This window comes from Leisingera sp. ANG-Vp (assembly GCF_000813725.1).
Classification (GTDB): Bacteria; Pseudomonadota; Alphaproteobacteria; order Rhodobacterales; family Rhodobacteraceae; genus Leisingera.
This window is the reverse complement of the sequence record NZ_JWLD01000027.1, coordinates 1-17,807: the sequence shown is the minus strand read 5'-3', so window position 1 is coordinate 17,807 and position 17,807 is coordinate 1. Positions and strand designations below refer to the sequence as shown.

15 protein-coding genes are annotated in these 17,807 nt (G+C 62.6%); 8 read left to right on the top strand and 7 right to left on the bottom strand.

Features of this window, described 5'->3' with window-relative positions; all coding sequences use genetic code 11:
• The first annotated feature begins 3 nt into the window (after positions 1–3).
• From RA20_RS10240 to RA20_RS10230, 3 genes are read left to right on the top strand one after another with little or no spacing between them, the layout of a single operon-like run.
• Positions 4–1,035 (top strand): quaternary amine ABC transporter ATP-binding protein, encoded by a 1,032-nt coding sequence (locus RA20_RS10240; protein ID WP_039127791.1) that lies wholly within the window; start codon positions 4–6, stop codon positions 1,033–1,035.
• Positions 1,032–2,996, top strand: a complete 1,965-nt coding sequence (locus RA20_RS10235; RefSeq protein WP_039127788.1) for an ABC transporter permease — start codon at positions 1,032–1,034, stop codon at positions 2,994–2,996. Before RA20_RS10240 ends, RA20_RS10235 begins: the two co-directional genes overlap by 4 nt.
• Before the next feature lie 4 nt (positions 2,997–3,000).
• The gene (locus tag RA20_RS10230) at positions 3,001–4,041 is read left to right on the top strand and encodes a GlxA family transcriptional regulator (RefSeq protein WP_052248928.1); all 1,041 of its coding nucleotides are present in this window, start codon (positions 3,001–3,003) and stop codon (positions 4,039–4,041) included.
• A gap of 6 nt (positions 4,042–4,047) precedes the next feature.
• On the opposite strand, the gene RA20_RS10225 is transcribed toward RA20_RS10230, so the two are convergent.
• Positions 4,048–6,432 (bottom strand): GcvT family protein, encoded by a 2,385-nt coding sequence (locus RA20_RS10225; RefSeq protein ID WP_039127785.1) that lies wholly within the window; start codon positions 6,430–6,432, stop codon positions 4,048–4,050.
• A gap of 97 nt (positions 6,433–6,529) precedes the next feature.
• Here RA20_RS10225 and RA20_RS10220 point away from each other — a divergent pair, with 97 nt between their 5' ends.
• Positions 6,530–7,429 carry a MurR/RpiR family transcriptional regulator gene (locus RA20_RS10220; protein ID WP_039127782.1) on the top strand — a complete coding sequence of 300 codons (900 nt, stop codon included), beginning with the start codon at positions 6,530–6,532 and terminating at the stop codon, positions 7,427–7,429.
• A 206-nt stretch (positions 7,430–7,635) separates the two neighbouring features.
• On the opposite strand, the gene RA20_RS10215 is transcribed toward RA20_RS10220, so the two are convergent.
• The 6 genes from RA20_RS10215 to RA20_RS10190 form a co-directional block, all read right to left on the bottom strand.
• A complete protein-coding gene (locus RA20_RS10215; protein WP_039127779.1) occupies positions 7,636–8,484 on the bottom strand; it encodes a carbon-nitrogen hydrolase family protein in 849 nt (282 codons plus the stop codon).
• 3 nt (positions 8,485–8,487) lie between these two features.
• Complete coding sequence (locus RA20_RS10210) at positions 8,488–9,372, bottom strand: MurR/RpiR family transcriptional regulator (RefSeq protein WP_039127777.1); 885 nt, start codon at positions 9,370–9,372, stop codon at positions 8,488–8,490.
• A 168-nt stretch (positions 9,373–9,540) separates the two neighbouring features.
• Positions 9,541–10,833: a TRAP transporter large permease gene (locus RA20_RS10205; protein WP_039127774.1), complete on the bottom strand. Its 1,293-nt coding sequence runs from the start codon at positions 10,831–10,833 to the stop codon at positions 9,541–9,543.
• The gene (locus RA20_RS10200) at positions 10,830–11,387 is read right to left on the bottom strand and encodes a TRAP transporter small permease (protein WP_241482235.1); all 558 of its coding nucleotides are present in this window, start codon (positions 11,385–11,387) and stop codon (positions 10,830–10,832) included. The genes RA20_RS10205 and RA20_RS10200 overlap by 4 nt, the downstream gene beginning before the upstream one ends.
• Positions 11,388–11,455: 68 nt before the next feature.
• Complete coding sequence (dctP, locus tag RA20_RS10195) at positions 11,456–12,469, bottom strand: TRAP transporter substrate-binding protein DctP (RefSeq protein WP_039127772.1); 1,014 nt, start codon at positions 12,467–12,469, stop codon at positions 11,456–11,458.
• A gap of 304 nt (positions 12,470–12,773) precedes the next feature.
• Positions 12,774–13,478 carry a GntR family transcriptional regulator gene (locus RA20_RS10190; protein ID WP_039127770.1) on the bottom strand — a complete coding sequence of 235 codons (705 nt, stop codon included), beginning with the start codon at positions 13,476–13,478 and terminating at the stop codon, positions 12,774–12,776.
• Positions 13,479–13,617: 139 nt separating this feature from the next.
• On the opposite strand from RA20_RS10190, the gene RA20_RS10185 reads away from it, so the two are divergent.
• The 4 genes from RA20_RS10185 (at position 13,618) to RA20_RS10170 (ending at position 17,731) form a co-directional block, all read left to right on the top strand.
• The gene (locus tag RA20_RS10185; RefSeq protein ID WP_039127768.1) at positions 13,618–14,649 is read left to right on the top strand and encodes a transporter substrate-binding domain-containing protein; all 1,032 of its coding nucleotides are present in this window, start codon (positions 13,618–13,620) and stop codon (positions 14,647–14,649) included.
• Between the two features lie 61 nt (positions 14,650–14,710).
• Positions 14,711–15,880 (top strand): amino acid ABC transporter permease, encoded by a 1,170-nt coding sequence (locus tag RA20_RS10180; RefSeq protein WP_039127765.1) that lies wholly within the window; start codon positions 14,711–14,713, stop codon positions 15,878–15,880.
• A gap of 13 nt (positions 15,881–15,893) precedes the next feature.
• Positions 15,894–16,961: an amino acid ABC transporter permease gene (locus RA20_RS10175; protein ID WP_039127762.1), complete on the top strand. Its 1,068-nt coding sequence runs from the start codon at positions 15,894–15,896 to the stop codon at positions 16,959–16,961.
• A gap of 11 nt (positions 16,962–16,972) precedes the next feature.
• On the top strand, positions 16,973–17,731 hold the full coding sequence (locus RA20_RS10170; protein ID WP_039127759.1) for an amino acid ABC transporter ATP-binding protein: 759 nt from the start codon (positions 16,973–16,975) through the stop codon (positions 17,729–17,731).
• Positions 17,732–17,807: the final 76 nt, after the last annotated feature.

Here is a 17,807-nt window from a genome sequence, read left to right as displayed (position 1 = left end):
CCCATGACCGCCGCCACCCCCGTCATTTCCTGCAAAAACGTCTGGAAGCTGTTTGGCGCCAATCCGGAACAGTATCTGAAGTCGCTGACCGGCAACCCGGGCTTTGATGAAATCCGCCAGGCCGGCTACATCGCCGCGGTGCGCGACGTTTCCCTGGAAATTGCCAAGGGGGAAATGCTGGTGATCATGGGGCTCTCCGGCTCCGGCAAATCGACTTTTGTGCGCTGCTTGTCCCGCCTCATCGACATCACTGGCGGCGAGGTCCGTGTCGAAGGCCAGAACATCGGCGACATGTCCGAGAAAGAGCTGATTGATCTGCGCCGCAACAAGATGGGCATGGTGTTCCAAAGCTTCGGCCTGCTGCCGCACCGCACCGTTCTGGACAACGTCGCCTTTCCGCTGGAAATGCGCGGCCAGGACCGCTTTGAGCGCCGCGCGCGTGCGCTGGAAGTGATCGAACTGGTGGGCCTCTCCGGCCGCGAAGATTACTTCCCACGCGAACTCTCCGGCGGCCAGCAGCAGCGTGTGGGTATTGCCCGCAGCCTGGCAATCGAGCCCGACATCTGGTTCCTGGACGAACCCTTCTCCGCCCTCGACCCCCTGATCCGCCGCGAAATGCAGGACGAATTCCTGCGCCTGCAGGAGATGCTGGGCAAAACGATTGTCTTTATCACCCACGACTTTGACGAGGCCCTGCGCCTCGCCGACCGGATCGCCATCATGAAGGACGGTGTGGTTGAGCAATGCGACACCCCGGATCAGATCGTGCTGAACCCGGCCACCGAATATGTCGCCAAGTTCACCGAGGAGATCGAGAAATCCCGCGTTGTCCATGCTGGCGTGCTGGCGCGCGAAGTGAACGGCCACAGCCTGACAGGCACCCCCATTGGCGAAAAGCAGACCATCTCCGAACTGGCCCGTCTGCTGGTCAATGACAACCGCGACTTCCTGCCCGTGGCCAATGGCGCCGGCAGCCTGATTGGAGCCATGAGCCGCCAGGAGGCGCTCGACGTGCTTCTGGGAGAGGCATCATGACAGACCAAACCATGACACTTGCCGGAAAATCCCACAGTTGGACACGGGCCAAAACCGGCTGGGCAATCTTTGCCGCAGCCTGCTTGCTGGCCATTGGCAACTCCATTCTGCCCGCAGGGCTGGTGCGTCCGCCGGAATGGCTGGTGCTGCCCTTTGCCGATTGGATCAATGCCATCTTTGCCTTTCTGCGCGATGACCTGGGCCTTCTCTACCTGACCCGCGCCTTTGCCGATGGTGTCGAATGGCTGCTCGATGTGACCGCCAACCTGCTCTACGGCAAGAACCGCTGGCCCCGCATCGGCCCGATCCCCTGGACCGTGATTGCCAGCATCGGCTTTGTCATCGGCTACGCGCTGCAAGGCTGGCGCCTGTCGCTGCTCACCGGCGGCACCTTTGTCTGGATCGCCGTCATGGGGCAGTGGAAATGGGCGATGGAGACCCTCTCGGTCATCGTCGTCGCCGCCCCCTTCTCGATCCTGTTCGGCCTGGTCATGGGCATCTGTGCCTGGCGGTCCAAGACGTTCGAGCGGATCCTGAACCCGATCCTCAACATCGCGCAAAGCCTGCCGCATTTCGCCTATATGATCCCGGTGGTTGTCTTCATCGGCGTCGGTCCCAAGGCAGGCGCCATCGTCACCATCATCTTCTCAGTGCCGCCGATGATCCGCATGTCCCTCCTCGGCCTGCGCAAGGTTCCGCATGAGGTGATCGAAAGCGGCCACATGTGCGGCTCCACCCGCTGGCAGCTGCTGCGCTACGTGCGCATTCCCACCGCCCGGACCGAGATTCTGGTGGGCGTGAACCAGGTGATCATGCAGTGCCTCGCCATGGTGGTTCTGGCCAGCTTCATCGGCATGCCGGGCCTTGGCCAGAAGCTGCTGCAGCTCCTGCAGGCGCTCAAGATCGGCCGCTCGGTCGAGATCGGCATCACCATCGTGCTGCTGGCGGTCATGCTGGACCGCTGCACCAAGGCCTGGGCCACCAAACAGCCCGAGCACTTTGAGAAAGGCACCTCCTTCGCTGTCCGCAACAAGTTCCTGCTGCTTGGCGCCGGCCTGTCGCTGGCCTGCCTGGTACTGGCACAGTTCATCCCGCTGATGGACCAGATCGGCCGCCGCGATGCCTTCACCATCTCCAAGCCGATCGACGCGGTTGCGGACTGGTTCATCGTGCTGATCGACCCGATCACCCAATGGCTGCGCTGGTTCCTGATCACCTGGGTGCTGATCCCGATCCGCGACGCCTTCCTGTGGATGCCCTATGCTGCGGTGCTGGCGCTGCTGGCGGCCGTTGGATGGGCCATAGGCGGCCTGCGCTCCGCCCTTGTCTGCCTCGCCTTCTTTGGCCTCATCGCCATGTCCGGCTGGTGGGACCGCGCGATGATCACGGTCTATACTGTCGTGGTCGCCGTCTCGATTGCTGCCGTGATCGGCTTTCCGCTGGGCATCTGGGGCTCTTTCCACGAAAAACGCTCGGCCCTCGCCCTGCTGATCTGCGACACGCTGCAGACCTTCCCCAGCTTCATCTATCTGATCCCGGTGGTCATGCTGTTCGGCGTGAACGACGTGGCGGTGATCGGCGCCGTGGTCCTCTTCGCTGCCGTGCCGCTGGTGCGCTACACCATCGAAGGCCTGCGCCAGGTGCCGGAAACCCTGATTGAGGCCGCCGATATGTCCGGCGCCACCCGGTCACAGACCCTGTGGAAGGTCCGTCTGCCGATGGCCCTGCCCACCATCATGGTCGGCGTGAACCAGTCGGTCATGTTCTCGCTCTTCATGGTGATCATCGCCGCCTTTATCGGCACCCAGGACCTGGGCCAAGAGATGCAGCGCGCACTCTCCTCCACCGATGTGGGCAAAGGCCTGGTCCTTGGCCTCGCCGTCGCCTTCATGGGGCTGATGGTCGACCATCTGGTCACCACCTGGGCAAAGACCAAGAAAGAAGCGCTGGGGCTGGAGTAAGACCATGACGATCCATTCAAACGACTTCGGCCCCGCCCCCCATACCCGCATAGGCTTTCTGCTGTTTCCAGGCTTTCCCATGGCCTGCCTGACCTCGGCAATGGAGCCCTTGCGTGCCGCCAATGAAATCGCCGGGCACCAGGTGTTCTCCTGGTCCCTCGTGACGGAAACCGGCGCGGACGCAAAGGCTTCTGCCGGGGTCCTTTTTCCAGCGGAAACCAGCCTGGCAGAGGCCGAGGGGTTCGACTGCCTGTTCCTTCTGTCCGGCCCGGAAGCCGAGTTTGAAGACCCGGTCGCCAGCCCCGGCCGGCTGCGCTACCTTGCCCGCCACGGTGTGACCCTGGGCGCGGTGTCCGGCGGAGTCTTCCCGCTCGCCCGCAGCGGCGTGCTGGCCGGGCGGCGCTCTGCCGTGCATTGGTGCTACCGCAGCGCATTTGAGGCCGCCTTTCCAGACTGCACCGCCGTCGACCGGCTGATCGTGCGCGACGGCAATGTCCACACAGTCTCCGGCGCCACTGCCATGTTCGACCTGTCGCTTGAGCTGATCGGCAAAGCGCTTGGTGCCGACGCCATGAACGAGGTTGCCTGCATGTTCCAGCACCCCATCATCCGCAACGGCAGTGCGCGGCAGAAAATCCCGGTGCTGCAAAGCGACCGCACCGTCGACCAGATGCCGCCCGCGGTTAAGGAGGCCATGGCAATCTTCTCAGAAAACTTCGAGACGCCGGTCTGCATCCGCGACGTGGCCCGCATGGCCGGCATCTCCCCGCGCCAGCTGGAGCGCAGCTTCCGTACCGCCACCGGCCTCAGCCCCGGCGAATACTACAGGCGCCAGCGTCTGAAGGCGGCCCGGCAGATGGTGCTTTACTCCTGGGATTCCGTCTCGGACATCGCCCATGCGGTCGGCTATGCCAGTTCCTCAACCCTGACGCTGCATTACCGCAAGTTCTACGGCGTCACGCCCGTTCAGGACCGCAAACAGGCCTATCTGCCGGCGCGCGGCAGTCCGGCGCCAACGTCATCGCTGGCACCGGGGTGTTCCTGACGGAAGCTATCCTTTCATCCGGCTGCCGCTCGGATCGAAAGCGCAGGCAAACTGCAGGAGCGCAGCAAATCGGGTGCCCGCAATGTCGACCTCGGCCGCGGCCCCGTCCGCGTCCTCCATACGGACATAGGCCAGTGCGATCGGCTTGCCGACGCGGTAGCCAAAGCAGGCCGTGGTGGTGTGCCCGACAATCCTGCCGCCCGCATAAACCGGCTCGTGCCCCAGCGGCACCGCACTCTCATCCTCGATGATCACCGTCATCATTGCGCGCTTCGCGTCCTTGCGCCGCCCGGCCAGCGCTTCGGAGCCGATGAAGCTCTTCTTCTTGGAGACCAGCATGTCCAGCCCCGCTTCAACCGGGCTGGTGTCGCTGTCCAGCTCATGCCCCATCGCGGCAAAGCCCTTCTCCACCCGCATCGAGGTCTGGGCAAACATCCCCGCAGGCACCGCCCCGGCAGCGGTCAGCGCCGCATAGACTGCAGAGGCATCCTCCGCCTTCATGGTCAGCTCCCAGCCGGCCTCGCCCACATAGGACATCCGGACAGCCCGCACATGGCATCCCGCCACATGCGCCGGACCAACCTTGAAGTAGCCCAATTCATTCAGCTCCGGCGCGCCGCAGTCCGAAATGATCCGCGCCGCCTCCGGCCCCATCAGGCCCAGCACCGCATAGTCCTCAGTGCTGTCGATCAGGGTCACGTCAAAGCCTTCGGCGTACCGTTTGAACCAGGCAAAGTCGCGCTTGATCGCATTGGTGCCGACAAACAGCCGGTAGTGGTCCCCGGCAATCCGGTGCGCGGTGATGTCGCTTTCATAGGTGCCGCGCCCATTCAGCACCGCGGTATAAATCGCGCTGCCCGGCGCCTTGGCCATATTCGACGCGCAGGTGTGCTGCAGGAAGGCCTCCGCATCCGGCCCCTGTACCTCGATCTTGCCAAAGGGCGAGGCGTCGAAAACGGCGGCTTTCTGATGCGCCGCCATCACCTCAGCCTTCACATTTTCAAACCAGTCCGGCTTGCCGAAGGTCATCCGCGGCTCGGCAGTCTTGCCGAAATACAGCGGCCGCTCCCAGCCATAGACTTGGGTGAAATGCGCGCCCGCCGCTTTGTACTCGGCTTCCAGCGGCAAGGCGCGCAAACCCCGGGCCGTTGAGAGCTGCCGCCCCGGATACGCAATTTCGTAATGGGTGCCCAGGATCTCCGGCGCGCGCGCCATCAGATGCTCCAGACTGTTGTAAACTGGGGCAAACCGCTTGGCATCGGCCTCGCCCAGGTCATAGGCGGTGTGCCCGTGCACGATGCAATGCGCCAGATTCATGCCCGCACCGCCGCCCGAAGCCAGACCAACCGAATTCATGCCGCAGCCCAGGAACAGCCCCTTGGTTTCCGCCGTCTCACCCAGCATGAACATCCCGTCCGGGGTGAAACTCTCCGGGCCATTCAGCAGCATCTTCACTTCCGCCGTCTCCAGCGCGGGCAAGCGGTGCAGCGCGTTCATCATCATCGGCTCGAAATGCTCCCAATCCTCGGGCAGCAGGCCGAATTCAAAGCTTTCGTCCAGCACGCCCGGCTTGATCGGCTTGCCCATCGGCTCAAAGCAGCCCACCAGCAGCCCGCCGCTGTCGTCGCGGATATAGAGATGGTTGTCGTGGTCGCTGAGCGTCGGCGTGTTGCCGGTGATGCCGTCAATCGGCTTGGTCAGCAGATAGAAATGCTCGCAGGCCAGCGCGGGCACTTCGGCCCCGGCCATAGCGCCCACCTCGCGCGACCACAGACCGGTGCACAGCGCAATCGCATCGCACATCACGGTGCCTTGCGTGGTCTCGACCCCCACGACCTTGCCGTTCTCAGTCAGGATGCCGGTGACACCGGTGTTCTCAAAAATCTTCGCGCCCAGCCCCTTGGCCGCCTTGACCAGTGCCGCGCAGACATCCGACGGAGACACCCGCCCGTCATCCGGAGACCAAACCGCGCCGATCACGTCTTCCGCATTCATCAGCGGCCAGCGCTCCTTGGCCTCCTCCGCACTCACGGACTGCGCCCGCACGCCGTAAGCCTGGGCCAGCGCTTCCTGCCGCTTGATGTGAGTCATCCGGTCCGGGTTGGTGGCAATCGACAGGCTGCCCTTCTGGATCCAGCCCACCGACTGGCCGGTCTCCTGCTCCAGCCGCGAGTAGAGATCCACCGAATACTGGATCATCCGGGTCAGGTTCTGGGAATGGCGCAGCGCCCGCACCTGCGCCGCCGAGTGCCAGGTGGTGCCGCTGGTCAGCTTGTTGCGCTCCAGAAGGATCGCATCGCGCACCCCCATCTGGGCCAGGTGATACAGCGTCGAGCACCCCATGATGCCGCCGCCAATGACAACGACCGAGGCGTGGGAAGGAAGGGACATGGGCCTGTCTTTCTCTAAAACTCAGATTTGCGCCAGATTGCCCTCTCCACACGTGTTTTCAATTTGCCAATATAAGAACATTCGTTCTTATTTAGGCATGGACAAAAACCGCAAAGCCCGTCTCCTCGCCGATCTCAAAGCCGCCATCGGCAGCCTGCCGCCGCGGCTCAAGGTGATCGCCAAGTACATCATCGACAATCCCGGCGACTTTGGCATGGACCCGATCCGCGTCTCGGCCGAGAAAATCGGGGTCAGTCCCAACTCACTGGTCCGGCTGGCGCAGAAGATGGGGTTTGACGGCTTCGAGCCGTTCCGCGACCCATTCCGCCATGCCCTGGTGACCGAACGCGAAGACCAGATGGGCGCCGACTGGATTGCCCAGCTGGACGACGGCGACAGCCTGGCCCAGACGCAAGGGAGGCTGGCCCGTAACGAGATCAATATCGTTTCACGCTCCTTGCGGATGATGTCGCAGGACCGGATCGAGACCGCGCTGCGCTGCATGACCGAAGCGCGCAACTGCTACGTGACCGCCACCCGCTCCAGCTACGCCATGGCCTACTACTTCCACTACGTTGGCCGCATGGCGCTGCCCGGCCTGCAGCTGATCCCCCGCCATATGGGGTCAGCCGTGGATGAGCTGATCGGCGCGACCGAGCAGGACTGCCTGATCGCCATTACCTTTGCCCCTTACTCCGCCGAGACCATCCAGTCGCTGCGTTATGCCCGCAGCCGCGGGGCCAGGCTGATCGTGATTTCCGACAGCGAGGTGGTCGCGCCGCAAATCGACCCGGATGTTGTCTTCCCCATCACCACCCAGTCGCATCACTACTTCGGCTGCTACGGCGGAGCGATGGCGGTGCTGGAGTGCCTGCTGGGCCATCTCGTGTCGCTTGGCGGCGAGGAAGCCCAGCAGCGGATTGCCGACTACGAGGCCACCCGCGAAGACAGCGGCGCGTACTACAAGGCCGGCCGCACGCCGCGCATCCGGAGTTAACCGCTAGGCCTCGTGCAACAGCAGGTTCGCGCCCGGTCCCGAGGGTGGGCGCTTCACGGCTTGGCGCGAGGGTGCGCTTCCTCAATACGCTTTAACACATCCTGCTCTGACAGTGTTTCGCGCCCGCCCTTGGGGGGCGGGGCCGGGCGCGAACCGGATCGCTAGGCGATCCGGGAAGTTCGGAAGTATTACGTGGGAAGCAGGAATTAGGCCGACAGAACGCTGATCCGGTAATCGTCCAGCCGGTCCTTGAGGAACGTGTAATCCCGCCGCGCCTTGGCCTGGGTTTCCCGGTCCAGGGTGATCAGACGGAACTCCTCCGCAGTCTCGGCAAACGCCACCGGCGGGGTGTTTTCGTCCTGCCACGGCAGGCAGAACAGCGAGTTGCCATAGGTCTCCCCGGCCCGGTTCAGCGACAGAAAGAACACCTGGTTTTCCAGCGCCCGCGCAATCGCAAAAGGATGCCAGGTGTGAAAGCTCTCATCCCGGTAATAGGCGCCGCAATGCAGGATCGCATCGACCCCGTGGTCCACCACCAAGGTGCGCGCCAGCTCCGGGATGCGGATGTCGTAGCAGATGATCGGTGCCAGGCGGAAGCCGTTGACCTCAAACACAAACAAGTGGCTGCCGCGGTTGAAGTACTCTTTCTCCATCGAGGCGCCGTATTGCGCCAGATGCAGTTTGTCATAATGACCGGCCAGTTCCCCGTCCGGGCCCACCACGCCGATGCTGATGAACGGGCCGCCCTCGCCCGCGCGGGCAAACCCGTAGGAGACATGCACGCCATGCACCTGCGCCACCTGCCTCCAGGCCTGGAAAGAGGCGCCGTCCAGCGGTTCGGCAATCTCATCCAGCCGGGCAAAGGTGTCACGGGCATAGTCGATGCTCGACAGTTCCGGCAGCACCACCAGATCCACCTTGCCGTCCGCCGCCTCCAGCTGCGCACGCACCTTGGCCGCCGAGGCCGCCAGATGCGCATCGCGCTCCGCCGCGCTGGTCATCGGCGGGATGCTGATCTGGCAGGCCAGAAGGGTCAGGGTCTCGGTGGCGGTCATGGCTCAGGCTTTCTTGTTTTTCCAGTATTCGTTCATGCGCAGCCGGTCGGCCTCGATCCGCTCGATCCGCTCCACCACACCGCTGGGCTGGCCAATGGTGAAGAATCCGATCAGCGCTTCGATCAGCACCGTGGTTCCGACATAGGATTCAAAAAACAGCGGGCTGCGGTTCGGTCCCAGCAGCACATAGTCCGCTTCCATTGCGATGGGGGAGGCCGGGCTGTCGGTGATCGCAATAACCTTGGCACCGCGCTCCCGCGCCAGCATCGCCAGCTCGATCGCGGCCCGCGCGCAGGGCTGCTGGCTGATGGCAATCATCACATCGCCTTCGCCGATGTCGGCGACAGGGTCGGCAAACACCCCGCCCTCGCCGCGCACCAGCCGCACCTTGCCGCTGGCCATGCCGCCGATGTAGTGCGCGTAGGCCGAGAAGCTGGCCGAGGCCTGCATCCCCACCACATAAACCTGTTCAGCGTCGTTCAGCACCTTGGCCACGCTGGCAAAATAGTCGGGATCGATGGAATCGAAGATCGCCGTGAGGTTGCCAATCGTAGCGTTGCGGAAGTCCTCCCAGACCTCCCGCGCCGCCTGGTCTCCACCGGATTTCTGCAGGTTCTCGGCCCGCAGGTGGTACTCGTTGATATCGTTCTGCTGGACCTGCTTGCGGTAAACCTCGCGCAGCTCGCTGTAGGTCTCAAATCCCAGCGCCTTGGCCAGGCGCGAGAAATTCGGCAGCGACACGCCCGCATTGCCGGCCACCTGCCGCATCGACAGCGTCGCGATATCGCCCGGATGCTCAAGCATATAGGTCGCCGCCACCTTCAGCGCGCGCGGGAGCTGCGGAAACAGCTCCTTCAGCCTGTCGCTCACGTGAAGGTAGGTATTCATGCCGGCCGACGTCTCCTGTTGCATCCAAGGCTCCCCTGCAATTGCCAAGGGTGCAGCCCGATCCATTCGATACACCCCGCTGCACAAGATTTTACATTTGCAATCTTTGCAACGGGGAAGTTCAAGGCCCGGGCGGCGCGGGGGATCATCTTGCCGCCCGGGGAGGCCTCAGCGGCTCAGCAGCACATCCGGCAGCCAGAGCGACAGCTGAGGAACAAAGGTGGTCAGCGCCAGTGTCGGCAGCCAGGCACAGAAGATGAACAGAAGCGTCGGACCCAGCATCTTGCCCACCGGCGTCTCGGTCACCTGCGCGCCGAGATAAAGCAGCGGTGCGGTTGGAGGGGTGACATTCGCCATCCCGAGGTTCACACCCAGGATCGCCGCGAAATGGATCGGATCGACCCCGACATCGCGCACAATGGGCAGGAGCAGCGGTGTTGCCAGCAGCAGACCCGAGATATCGTCCATCAGCATCCCGATCAGGATCATCACCAGGTTGACCATCAAGAGGATCACAATCGGGTTCTCCGAGACCGAGAACACCAGATCGCGGGCGATGTTCGGAATGTCCTCGAAGATCAGGAAGCGCGAGACGATCAGCACCATGAAGATCATCGTCATCACCACGCCGATGGTGATGCCCGCGCCGGTCAGCGTCTCCATCAGACCGCGCCAGGTGAGGCCGCGGTAGACATAAATCGCAATCGGGATTGAGTAGACCACCGCCACGCCCGCGGCTTCGGTTGGTGTCATGATCCCGCCATAGATGCCACCCAGGATGATCAGCGGCATCAGCAGCGCGGGCATTGCCTGACGGGTCTGCAGCTTGAACTGCGGGGCAAAATCCACCGGCTTTTCAGTGGTTTTGATGTCCTTGTATTTGCGCAGGGCAAATTGGTTGGTGGCAATCAGCAGGACGATCAGGATGATGCCCGGAAAAACGGTCGACAGGAACGCCTTCAGCACCGACTGCTGCGCCACCCAGGCATAGAGGATATGCGAAGAGCTCGGCGGGATCAGCAGACCCAAGGGGCTGGCGCTGACGATCAGCGCCGCAGACAGGCCATCCGGGTAATTCGCCTTGCGCAGATGCGGCATCATGATGCCGCCGATGCAGGTAAGTGTCGCGTTTGCGCTGCCGGAGATCGACCCGAAAATGCCCGAGGCAACCACCGCAGCGGCGGACAGACCGCCCTTGATATGGCCGATGAACAGCTCTGCCAATGCCACCAGCGGTGCGGCGATCTTGCCCTTTTCCATGATCGCACCGGAGATCATGAACAGCGGGATTGCCAGCAGAACCAGCGTGTTCATCTTCCAATAGCCCGCCGGCAGATAGCCAGTGATGTCATGGCCGCCGGTCATGGCCAGAAACAGCAGAACCGCGCCAAAGGCGATATAGACGCTGACGCCCAGCAACAGCAGGCCGCAGATGATGACAATGCTGCCAAAGATGATCATGCGTCGTCCTCCTCGGGGCGGGGCGCGTGATAGGCGTCGGGCCCATCGATGAGATGCAGCACGAAGTAAATCGCGTTGAAGAGGGTCATGAAGGCAAAGCCGGTCATGATCGCGGCACGGGGGAGAACAGCGGGGATCTTCAGCGCCGTGGTCCGCTCCCACAGCGGGTAGGCGATGATCTCGCTCTCCACCGCCAGGTAGCACCAGTAGACGATATAGGCGCCGACCCCGATTTCGATCAGGTAGACGAGGATGCCCCGCGCCCAGGCCAGCTTGCCGTCCCCCAGCACCACGCCCAGGATATCGGCGTTGACGTGGGATTTCTTTTCGCCCGCCAGCGCGGCGCCAAAGAAGAAGGTCCAGAAGCTGATCGCCAGCAGCCATTCCTCATAAGCAAAGAGATTGCCGGCAAAGCCGTAGCGGATGATCACAACAGCCAGAAAGGTCAGCGCCATCAACAGGCCGCCTGCGGCCACGAACAGGCGCATGAACCGCAGCGCCGCCCGCAGCGGGGCAGCTGCGCCATGCGGCAGTCTTTCGGTAATCTCGCTCATCAGCCCTCCCCTTTCGCCGTGGCAGAAGGGGCCGGCAGCACAGGATGCCGCCGGCCCCAGTCCTTGGATTACTCCGCGGTCAGACGGTCCAGCGTGTCCTGGCCGATGGTGTCCACCATGGTCGGCCAGATGTTTTCACGCACCCAAGCGGCCATCGCAGCCTGCTCGTCGTCGTTCAGGGCCAGGATCTCATACCCCTTTTCCTGCAGCAGCTCGCCGAACTTGGCGTCGTTCTCGCGGTTGTAGGCAAAGAAATCATCCGACGCCTTGGTGAAGGCTGCCTGCACAGCCGCGCGCTGCGCGTCGTCCAGCTTGGCCCAGGTCTTCTCGGAGGCGTAATAGGAGGTCAGCTCGGACACCGAGTTGTACTGGACGTAGTATTTGCCCACATCCGACTGCGCAAAGATCGAATAGGTCGCCGACTTGGTGCAGCAGATCGCGCCGTCCACGATGCCCGACTGCAGCGCCGGGAAGATGTCGCCCCAGGCCATGGTGGTTGCCTGAAAGCCCAGGCCTTCGACCATGTTCTTCACAACAGGCGAAGACCAGACCCGGATGTTCATGTCCTTGGAACCCATGACGTTCCAGTTCTCCGGCTTCTTGTTGGCAACGATGCCGGTGAATCCTTCGGGGTTGTTGGCCAGCAGGCGCAGGCCCAGTTCGTTCAGGCGCTCCTGCAGGATCTGGTTAAAGGGGCTGTCCATGTTGCGCATGATGCTGTCCATCTCGTCGAAATTGTTGACGAGGAACGGCATCGACAGGAACTCCAGCCGCGGATCCTTGTGGCTGTAGATAAAGGCGGCGGTGAAGTCGATGTTGCCGCGGATGGTGTCTTCCATCAGCGCTTCGCCTGACCCCAGCTGGTTGGCCGGGAACAGCGAGACCTTGAGGCCCACGTCAGCAGCTTCGATATCCGCCTTGATCTGCTCCATCATCTTGGTGCCGGGGTGATCGACCGGGAAGGTGCCTGCGAATTTCAGGCGCATGTCGGCAGCGGAGGCCAGGGTGGCAACGGACAGGGCCAGGGCGCCTGCCAGGCCGGCCCGGCCCAGGAGTTTTCCGAATTTGAGTGATTTGAGCATGTTTCCCTCCCTTGCTCAGGACGCGTCAGACTGGTGCGGGTTCTTGCGGGCCGCATCGGGTGAGACTTTAGGTCGAGATTTGTTGCATTTGCAATACTTTTGTTATTTTCAGTTCCATTTGCTACAATTAGCAGTGACCCGCAACCGCTCAAGCGATGCCGTAAGACCTTGCAAACAGGAGAAATCAGCTGTCTAGGACAGGACGTTCAGGCCCAGCAGTTTGTACCGCTCAACGGCTCCGCTCTGCCCGCAAGCGGCAGGTGGCAGGGAATCGTGTCAGATGTTTGCGGGGCTGCCGCCGGGCTCAGAACTCGAAATCTGAGTGGTAGCGCGCGCTCAGGAAGTTCATGAACCGGTCATGGAACTGCCGGGTATGCTCATGCGCCAGCTTGTCGGCCAGCGGCACGTCCTGATTGCGGATTGCCTCGATGATATCGAAATGCTCGCTGGTCAGCAGATGATCCGTCGCCGACGACTGGATATAGTCGAAATGCATGTGCAGCAGCCGCCGCCCCTCATCCAGCAGCTGCCCGTAAGACCGCGCCAGATAGGGGTTCCGGCCCGCTGCCGCGATGGTCATATGGAAATCCCGGTTGGTGGCAGACATCCGCAGATAATTGTTCTTGCGGCAGGCCTCCTCAAAGGCCTCTGCATCCCGGGTCATCTGCTCCAGATCCGCCGCGCTGCGGAACTCTGCCGCCAGCCTGGTATTTATCCGCTGCAGGAAATCCAGCGCCTCGACGTAACGGGGAAACTCCCCCAGCCGGATCGGCGCCACCAGGGTCGAGCGGTTCGACAGCATTTCAACCAGCCCGTCGGCTGACAGCCGCACCAAAGCTTCGCGGATCGGCGAGCGCGACATGGCGAATCGCTGCGACAGGCTGGTCTCATCCAGCGGTTCCCCCGGGGCCAGCTCCAGCGTCAGGATCTCCCGGCGCAGCTCGTCATAGACAAATTTGGCCCCGCGCCCCTTGGCAAGCTTTTGTGCAGACTGCTGATTTTCCGTCATTTTTACTCTTCCAAAGGCGGCAAGCGGCTCCTCTGCCTACTCATACAGCATTTGCCGGGCCAAACAAATTTATTGACGTGTCGCCAAACTGTCGACACAAAACGTGCAGACAAAATGTCGACAAGAATGGGAGGAAAACATGAAACCACTGGTATTGAGCGCCGCAGCAGGCGCTGCCGCACTGGCGGCAGGCACCGCATTTGCCGCTGATGACACCCGCCTCAGCACTGTCCTGGAGCGTGGCTCGCTCTTGTGCTCGGGCCATAACGGCTCATTCCTGGGCTTTGCCGAGGTGGATGATCAGGGCAATTGGAAGGGCGTCGACATCGACCTGTGCAAGGCGCTGGCGGCGGGCCTGTTCGGCCAGTCCGACGGCAACCTGGAAATCGTGCCGATCAGCTGGGCCCAGCGCTGGCCGGCGCTGCAGTCAGGCGACATCGACGTGGTGATCAAGGTCTCCGGCTGGACCCAAAGCCGCGACACCGAACTGAACCTGGCCTACAGCCGCCCCTATTTCATCGGCGCCTTCCAGGTGATGGCCCATGCCGAAACCGAAGCGGAAAGCGTGGCGGATCTGGACGGCGGCTCGATCTGCGTTTCGGCCGGCACCTCCACCGAGCGTGTCCTGGCCTCATACCTGGAAAGCAACAGCATCGACGCCGAAATCATCGTCTTTGAGAAAGGCGACGAGGTCCGCACCTCCTACTTCGGCGGCCGCTGCGACGGGCTGATCGAATGGGCGCCCAGCCTGGCCGCCGCCCGGGTTGAGGCCGAAGACCCCTCCGCCCATGTGATCCTGCCCGACGTGCTGGAGCTGGAAGCCGAAGGCATCATCGTGCCCGAAGGCGACCCGGACTGGCTGGATGTGCAGAACTGGATGCTGAACTCGCTCTGGTACGCCGAGGCGCAAGGCATCACCTCCGCCAACGTGGATGAGTTCAAGGCCAACCCGCCGTCGACCACCGTGGGCAAGTTCCTGGGCGTGACCCCGGGCTACGGCGAGCGCCTCGGCCTCAAGGACGACTGGGCCTACAACATGATCAAGGAAGTCGGCAATTTCGGCGAGATCTACGAGCGCAACATCGGCTCCGGCTCGCCCTACAACCTGCCCCGCGGCATCAACGCGCTCTATACCGAGGGCGGCGTCTTCTACCCGATGATCATCGACTGATCCGGTTTGAACCCGGGCAGAGCCATCCGGCTCTGCCCGTCAAACAAAGGGGGGAGACACTATGACAGCTTTGCTCAGAAGCAAATCCGTGCGCGACGCAGGCCTGCAGGCCGGCTTCACCGGCGGCCTGTTCATCATGATCGTGGTCTTTGTACTGACCGCGCAAACCAACCTGGAGGCACAGGGGCTGACGTCCGGCTTTGGCTTCCTTGAGCGCGCCACCGGCTGGGAGATCAATTTCTCCCTGATCGACTATTCCACATCCTCTCCCTATTGGCGGGCCATTCTGGTCGGAGTGCTGAATTCAATGTTTGTCGGCGCCATCGGGCTGACCGTTGCAACCGTCCTGGGCGTCACCGCAGGCGTCATGCGCACTTCCGGCAACGGCATGGCCGAGCTGTTGGGCACTGCATTTGTCGAGATTTTCCGCAACGTGCCGCTGCTCTTGCAGCTGTTCTTCTGGTACGCGCTGCTGATCGGGCTGCCAAAGCCGAAACAGGCGCCTTTTGTCTGGGACTCCATTGCCCTCACCGGCCGCGGCATCTTTGTGCCCGGGCTGAATGTCTCCGGCGGCTCCGTCTTTCTCGCCTTCCTGTTCCTGCTTGCCGCGTTCGGCCTGTCGCTCTGGCTCGGTGCTGCGCGCCGCTTCTCGCGGATGGGCAAGGCACGTAAGAAAACGCTGCGCCGCAGCCTGTGGCTGGGTGCCATTATCCTTGGCATCCTGTCGATATGGCTCGGCCGCTTGCCGGACACCCCGCTGGTCAACATGCCCTACCTCAAGGGGCTGAATTACCGAGACGGCATCCGCATCTCGCCGGAGCTCCTGGCCTGCATCATCGCCATTTCGATCTACGGCGCCGCCTATATTGCAGAGATCATCCGCGCCGGTTTCAACGCCATCCCCGGCGGCCAGAGCGAGGCGGGCCACGCCCTTGGCCTGACCCGCTGGCAAATCTTCAGCCGCATCCGCCTGCCGCTGGCGATCCGCGTGGTGCTGCCGACAATGATCAACCAGTACGTCTGGCTGTTCAAAGCCACCACCATCGGCATCGCCATCGGCTTTGCGGACTTCTTCATGGTGGTCTCCACCTCGATCAACCAGTCCGGCCAGACGCTGGAGCTGATCGGGATCCTGATGGGGGGCTACCTGCTGATCAACTACTCCATGGCCTGGGTGCTCAATCGCGTGAACGACGCGATCAAGCTCAAAGGCACGCAGCTGCGGATCTGAAGGAGCACACGCCATGGCCAAGACCTACCACCGCCCCACCCTGCTGGATCACATCCGCACCCGCTACTTCGCCACCCGCCTGGATACCGCCATGTCGGTCCTCTTTGGCGCCATCACCCTGTGGATCCTTTGGAGCCTGCTGAACTGGGCCGTTCTGGACGCCGTGTTCAGTGCCGCCGACAAGGAGCACTGCGGCCATGATGCCGGCGCCTGCTGGTCGGTGATCGACGCGCGCTGGCGGCTGATCCTGTTCGGCCTCTACCCGTTCGAGGAACAGTGGCGCTCTGCCATCGCCTGCGCCGCCATCGTGCTGGTCACCGCGCTCTCCTGCGTGCCCTGGTTCTGGAATGCCATACGCCTGCCGGTGCTGTGGCTCACCGGCTTTGCCATCTTCTATGTGCTGATGGCGGGTGGCTATTTCGGGCTCAAGGAAATCCCGCCGCAAAGCTGGGGCGGTCTGTCACTGACCATCTTTGTCTTTGCCGCCGTCGCCATCATCGGCATGCCGCTGTCGATCGTCTTTGCCCTGTTGCGCCGGTCCGAGCTCCCGTGGATCGCCCGCACCATGGGGCTGGTGATCGACACCATCCGCTCGCTGCCCTTGCTGTCGATCATGTTCACCTTTGCCATCGTGCTGCCCTTCGTGCTGCCGGGCTGGCTGATCGGCGACAAGCTCTACCGGGTAATCGTCGGCTACGCGCTGTTCTTTGCCTGCTACCAGGCCGAGATCATCCGCGGCGGCATGCAGGCGCTGCCCGCTGGCCAGGAAGAGGCCGCCAAGGCGCTAGGCATGTCCTACTGGCACCGCATCAGCTACATCGTGCTGCCGCAGGCCTTCCGCAACGCGCTGCCGCCGACCATCAACCAGTTTGTGATCACCTTCAAAGAGACCTCGCTGGTTGTGATCATCGGCTTCTTCGATGTGATGGCCTCGGGCAATGCCGCCTTTGGCACCGCCGAATGGAGCTTTGCCCATATCGAAGTCTACAGCTTCGTGGCGCTTATCTTCTTTGTCTTCGTCTTCGCGCTGTCCCGCTACGGCGCCTATCTGGAACGCCGCCTGGCCGTTGCCAGCCGCTGAGGGAGGAACCCATGCCCGCTACTGCTATTGACACCGGCACCGCCGTGCGCATCGCCGATATGGACAAATACTACGGCAGCTTTCACGCGCTGAAAAACATCAACCTTGATATCCGCAAGGGCGAAAAGATCGTCGTCTGCGGCCCCTCCGGCTCCGGCAAATCCACCCTGATCCGCTGCATCAACAAGCTGGAGGATTACCACGCGGGCTCGATCAACGTGCTGGGCACCGAACTGGACGACAACCTCGACCACATCGACGAGATCCGCCGCGAGACCGGCATGGTGTTCCAGCACTTCAACCTGTTCCCGCATATGACCATCCTGGAGAACTGCACCCTCGCGCCGATCCTGGTCCGCAAGCAGAAGCGCGAAGAGGCCGAAGCGGTGGCGATGGAATACCTGCACAAGGTCAAGATCCCCGAGCAGGCCGACAAATTCCCCGGCCAGCTGTCCGGCGGCCAGCAGCAGCGCGTCGCCATTGCCCGGGCGCTCTGCATGAAGCCCGAGATCATGCTGTTCGACGAACCCACCTCGGCCCTGGATCCTGAGATGATTTCCGAAGTGCTCGACGTGATGGTGTCGCTGGCCGAAGAGGGCATGACTATGGTCTGCGTCACCCATGAGATGGGCTTTGCCCGCCAGGTCGCCGACCGGGTGATCTTCATGGCCGATGGCGAAATTGTCGAGCAGGGCACGCCGGAACAGTTCTTCGACAACCCGCAGAACGAACGCACCAAAACCTTCCTCAGCCAAGTTTTGGGGCATTGAAGTGCCGTGTTTCCTCAGATTTCCCGCCCGTCGCGCTAGCGGCGGGCACGCGTCCGCCCCCCCCCCGGCGGGCGCG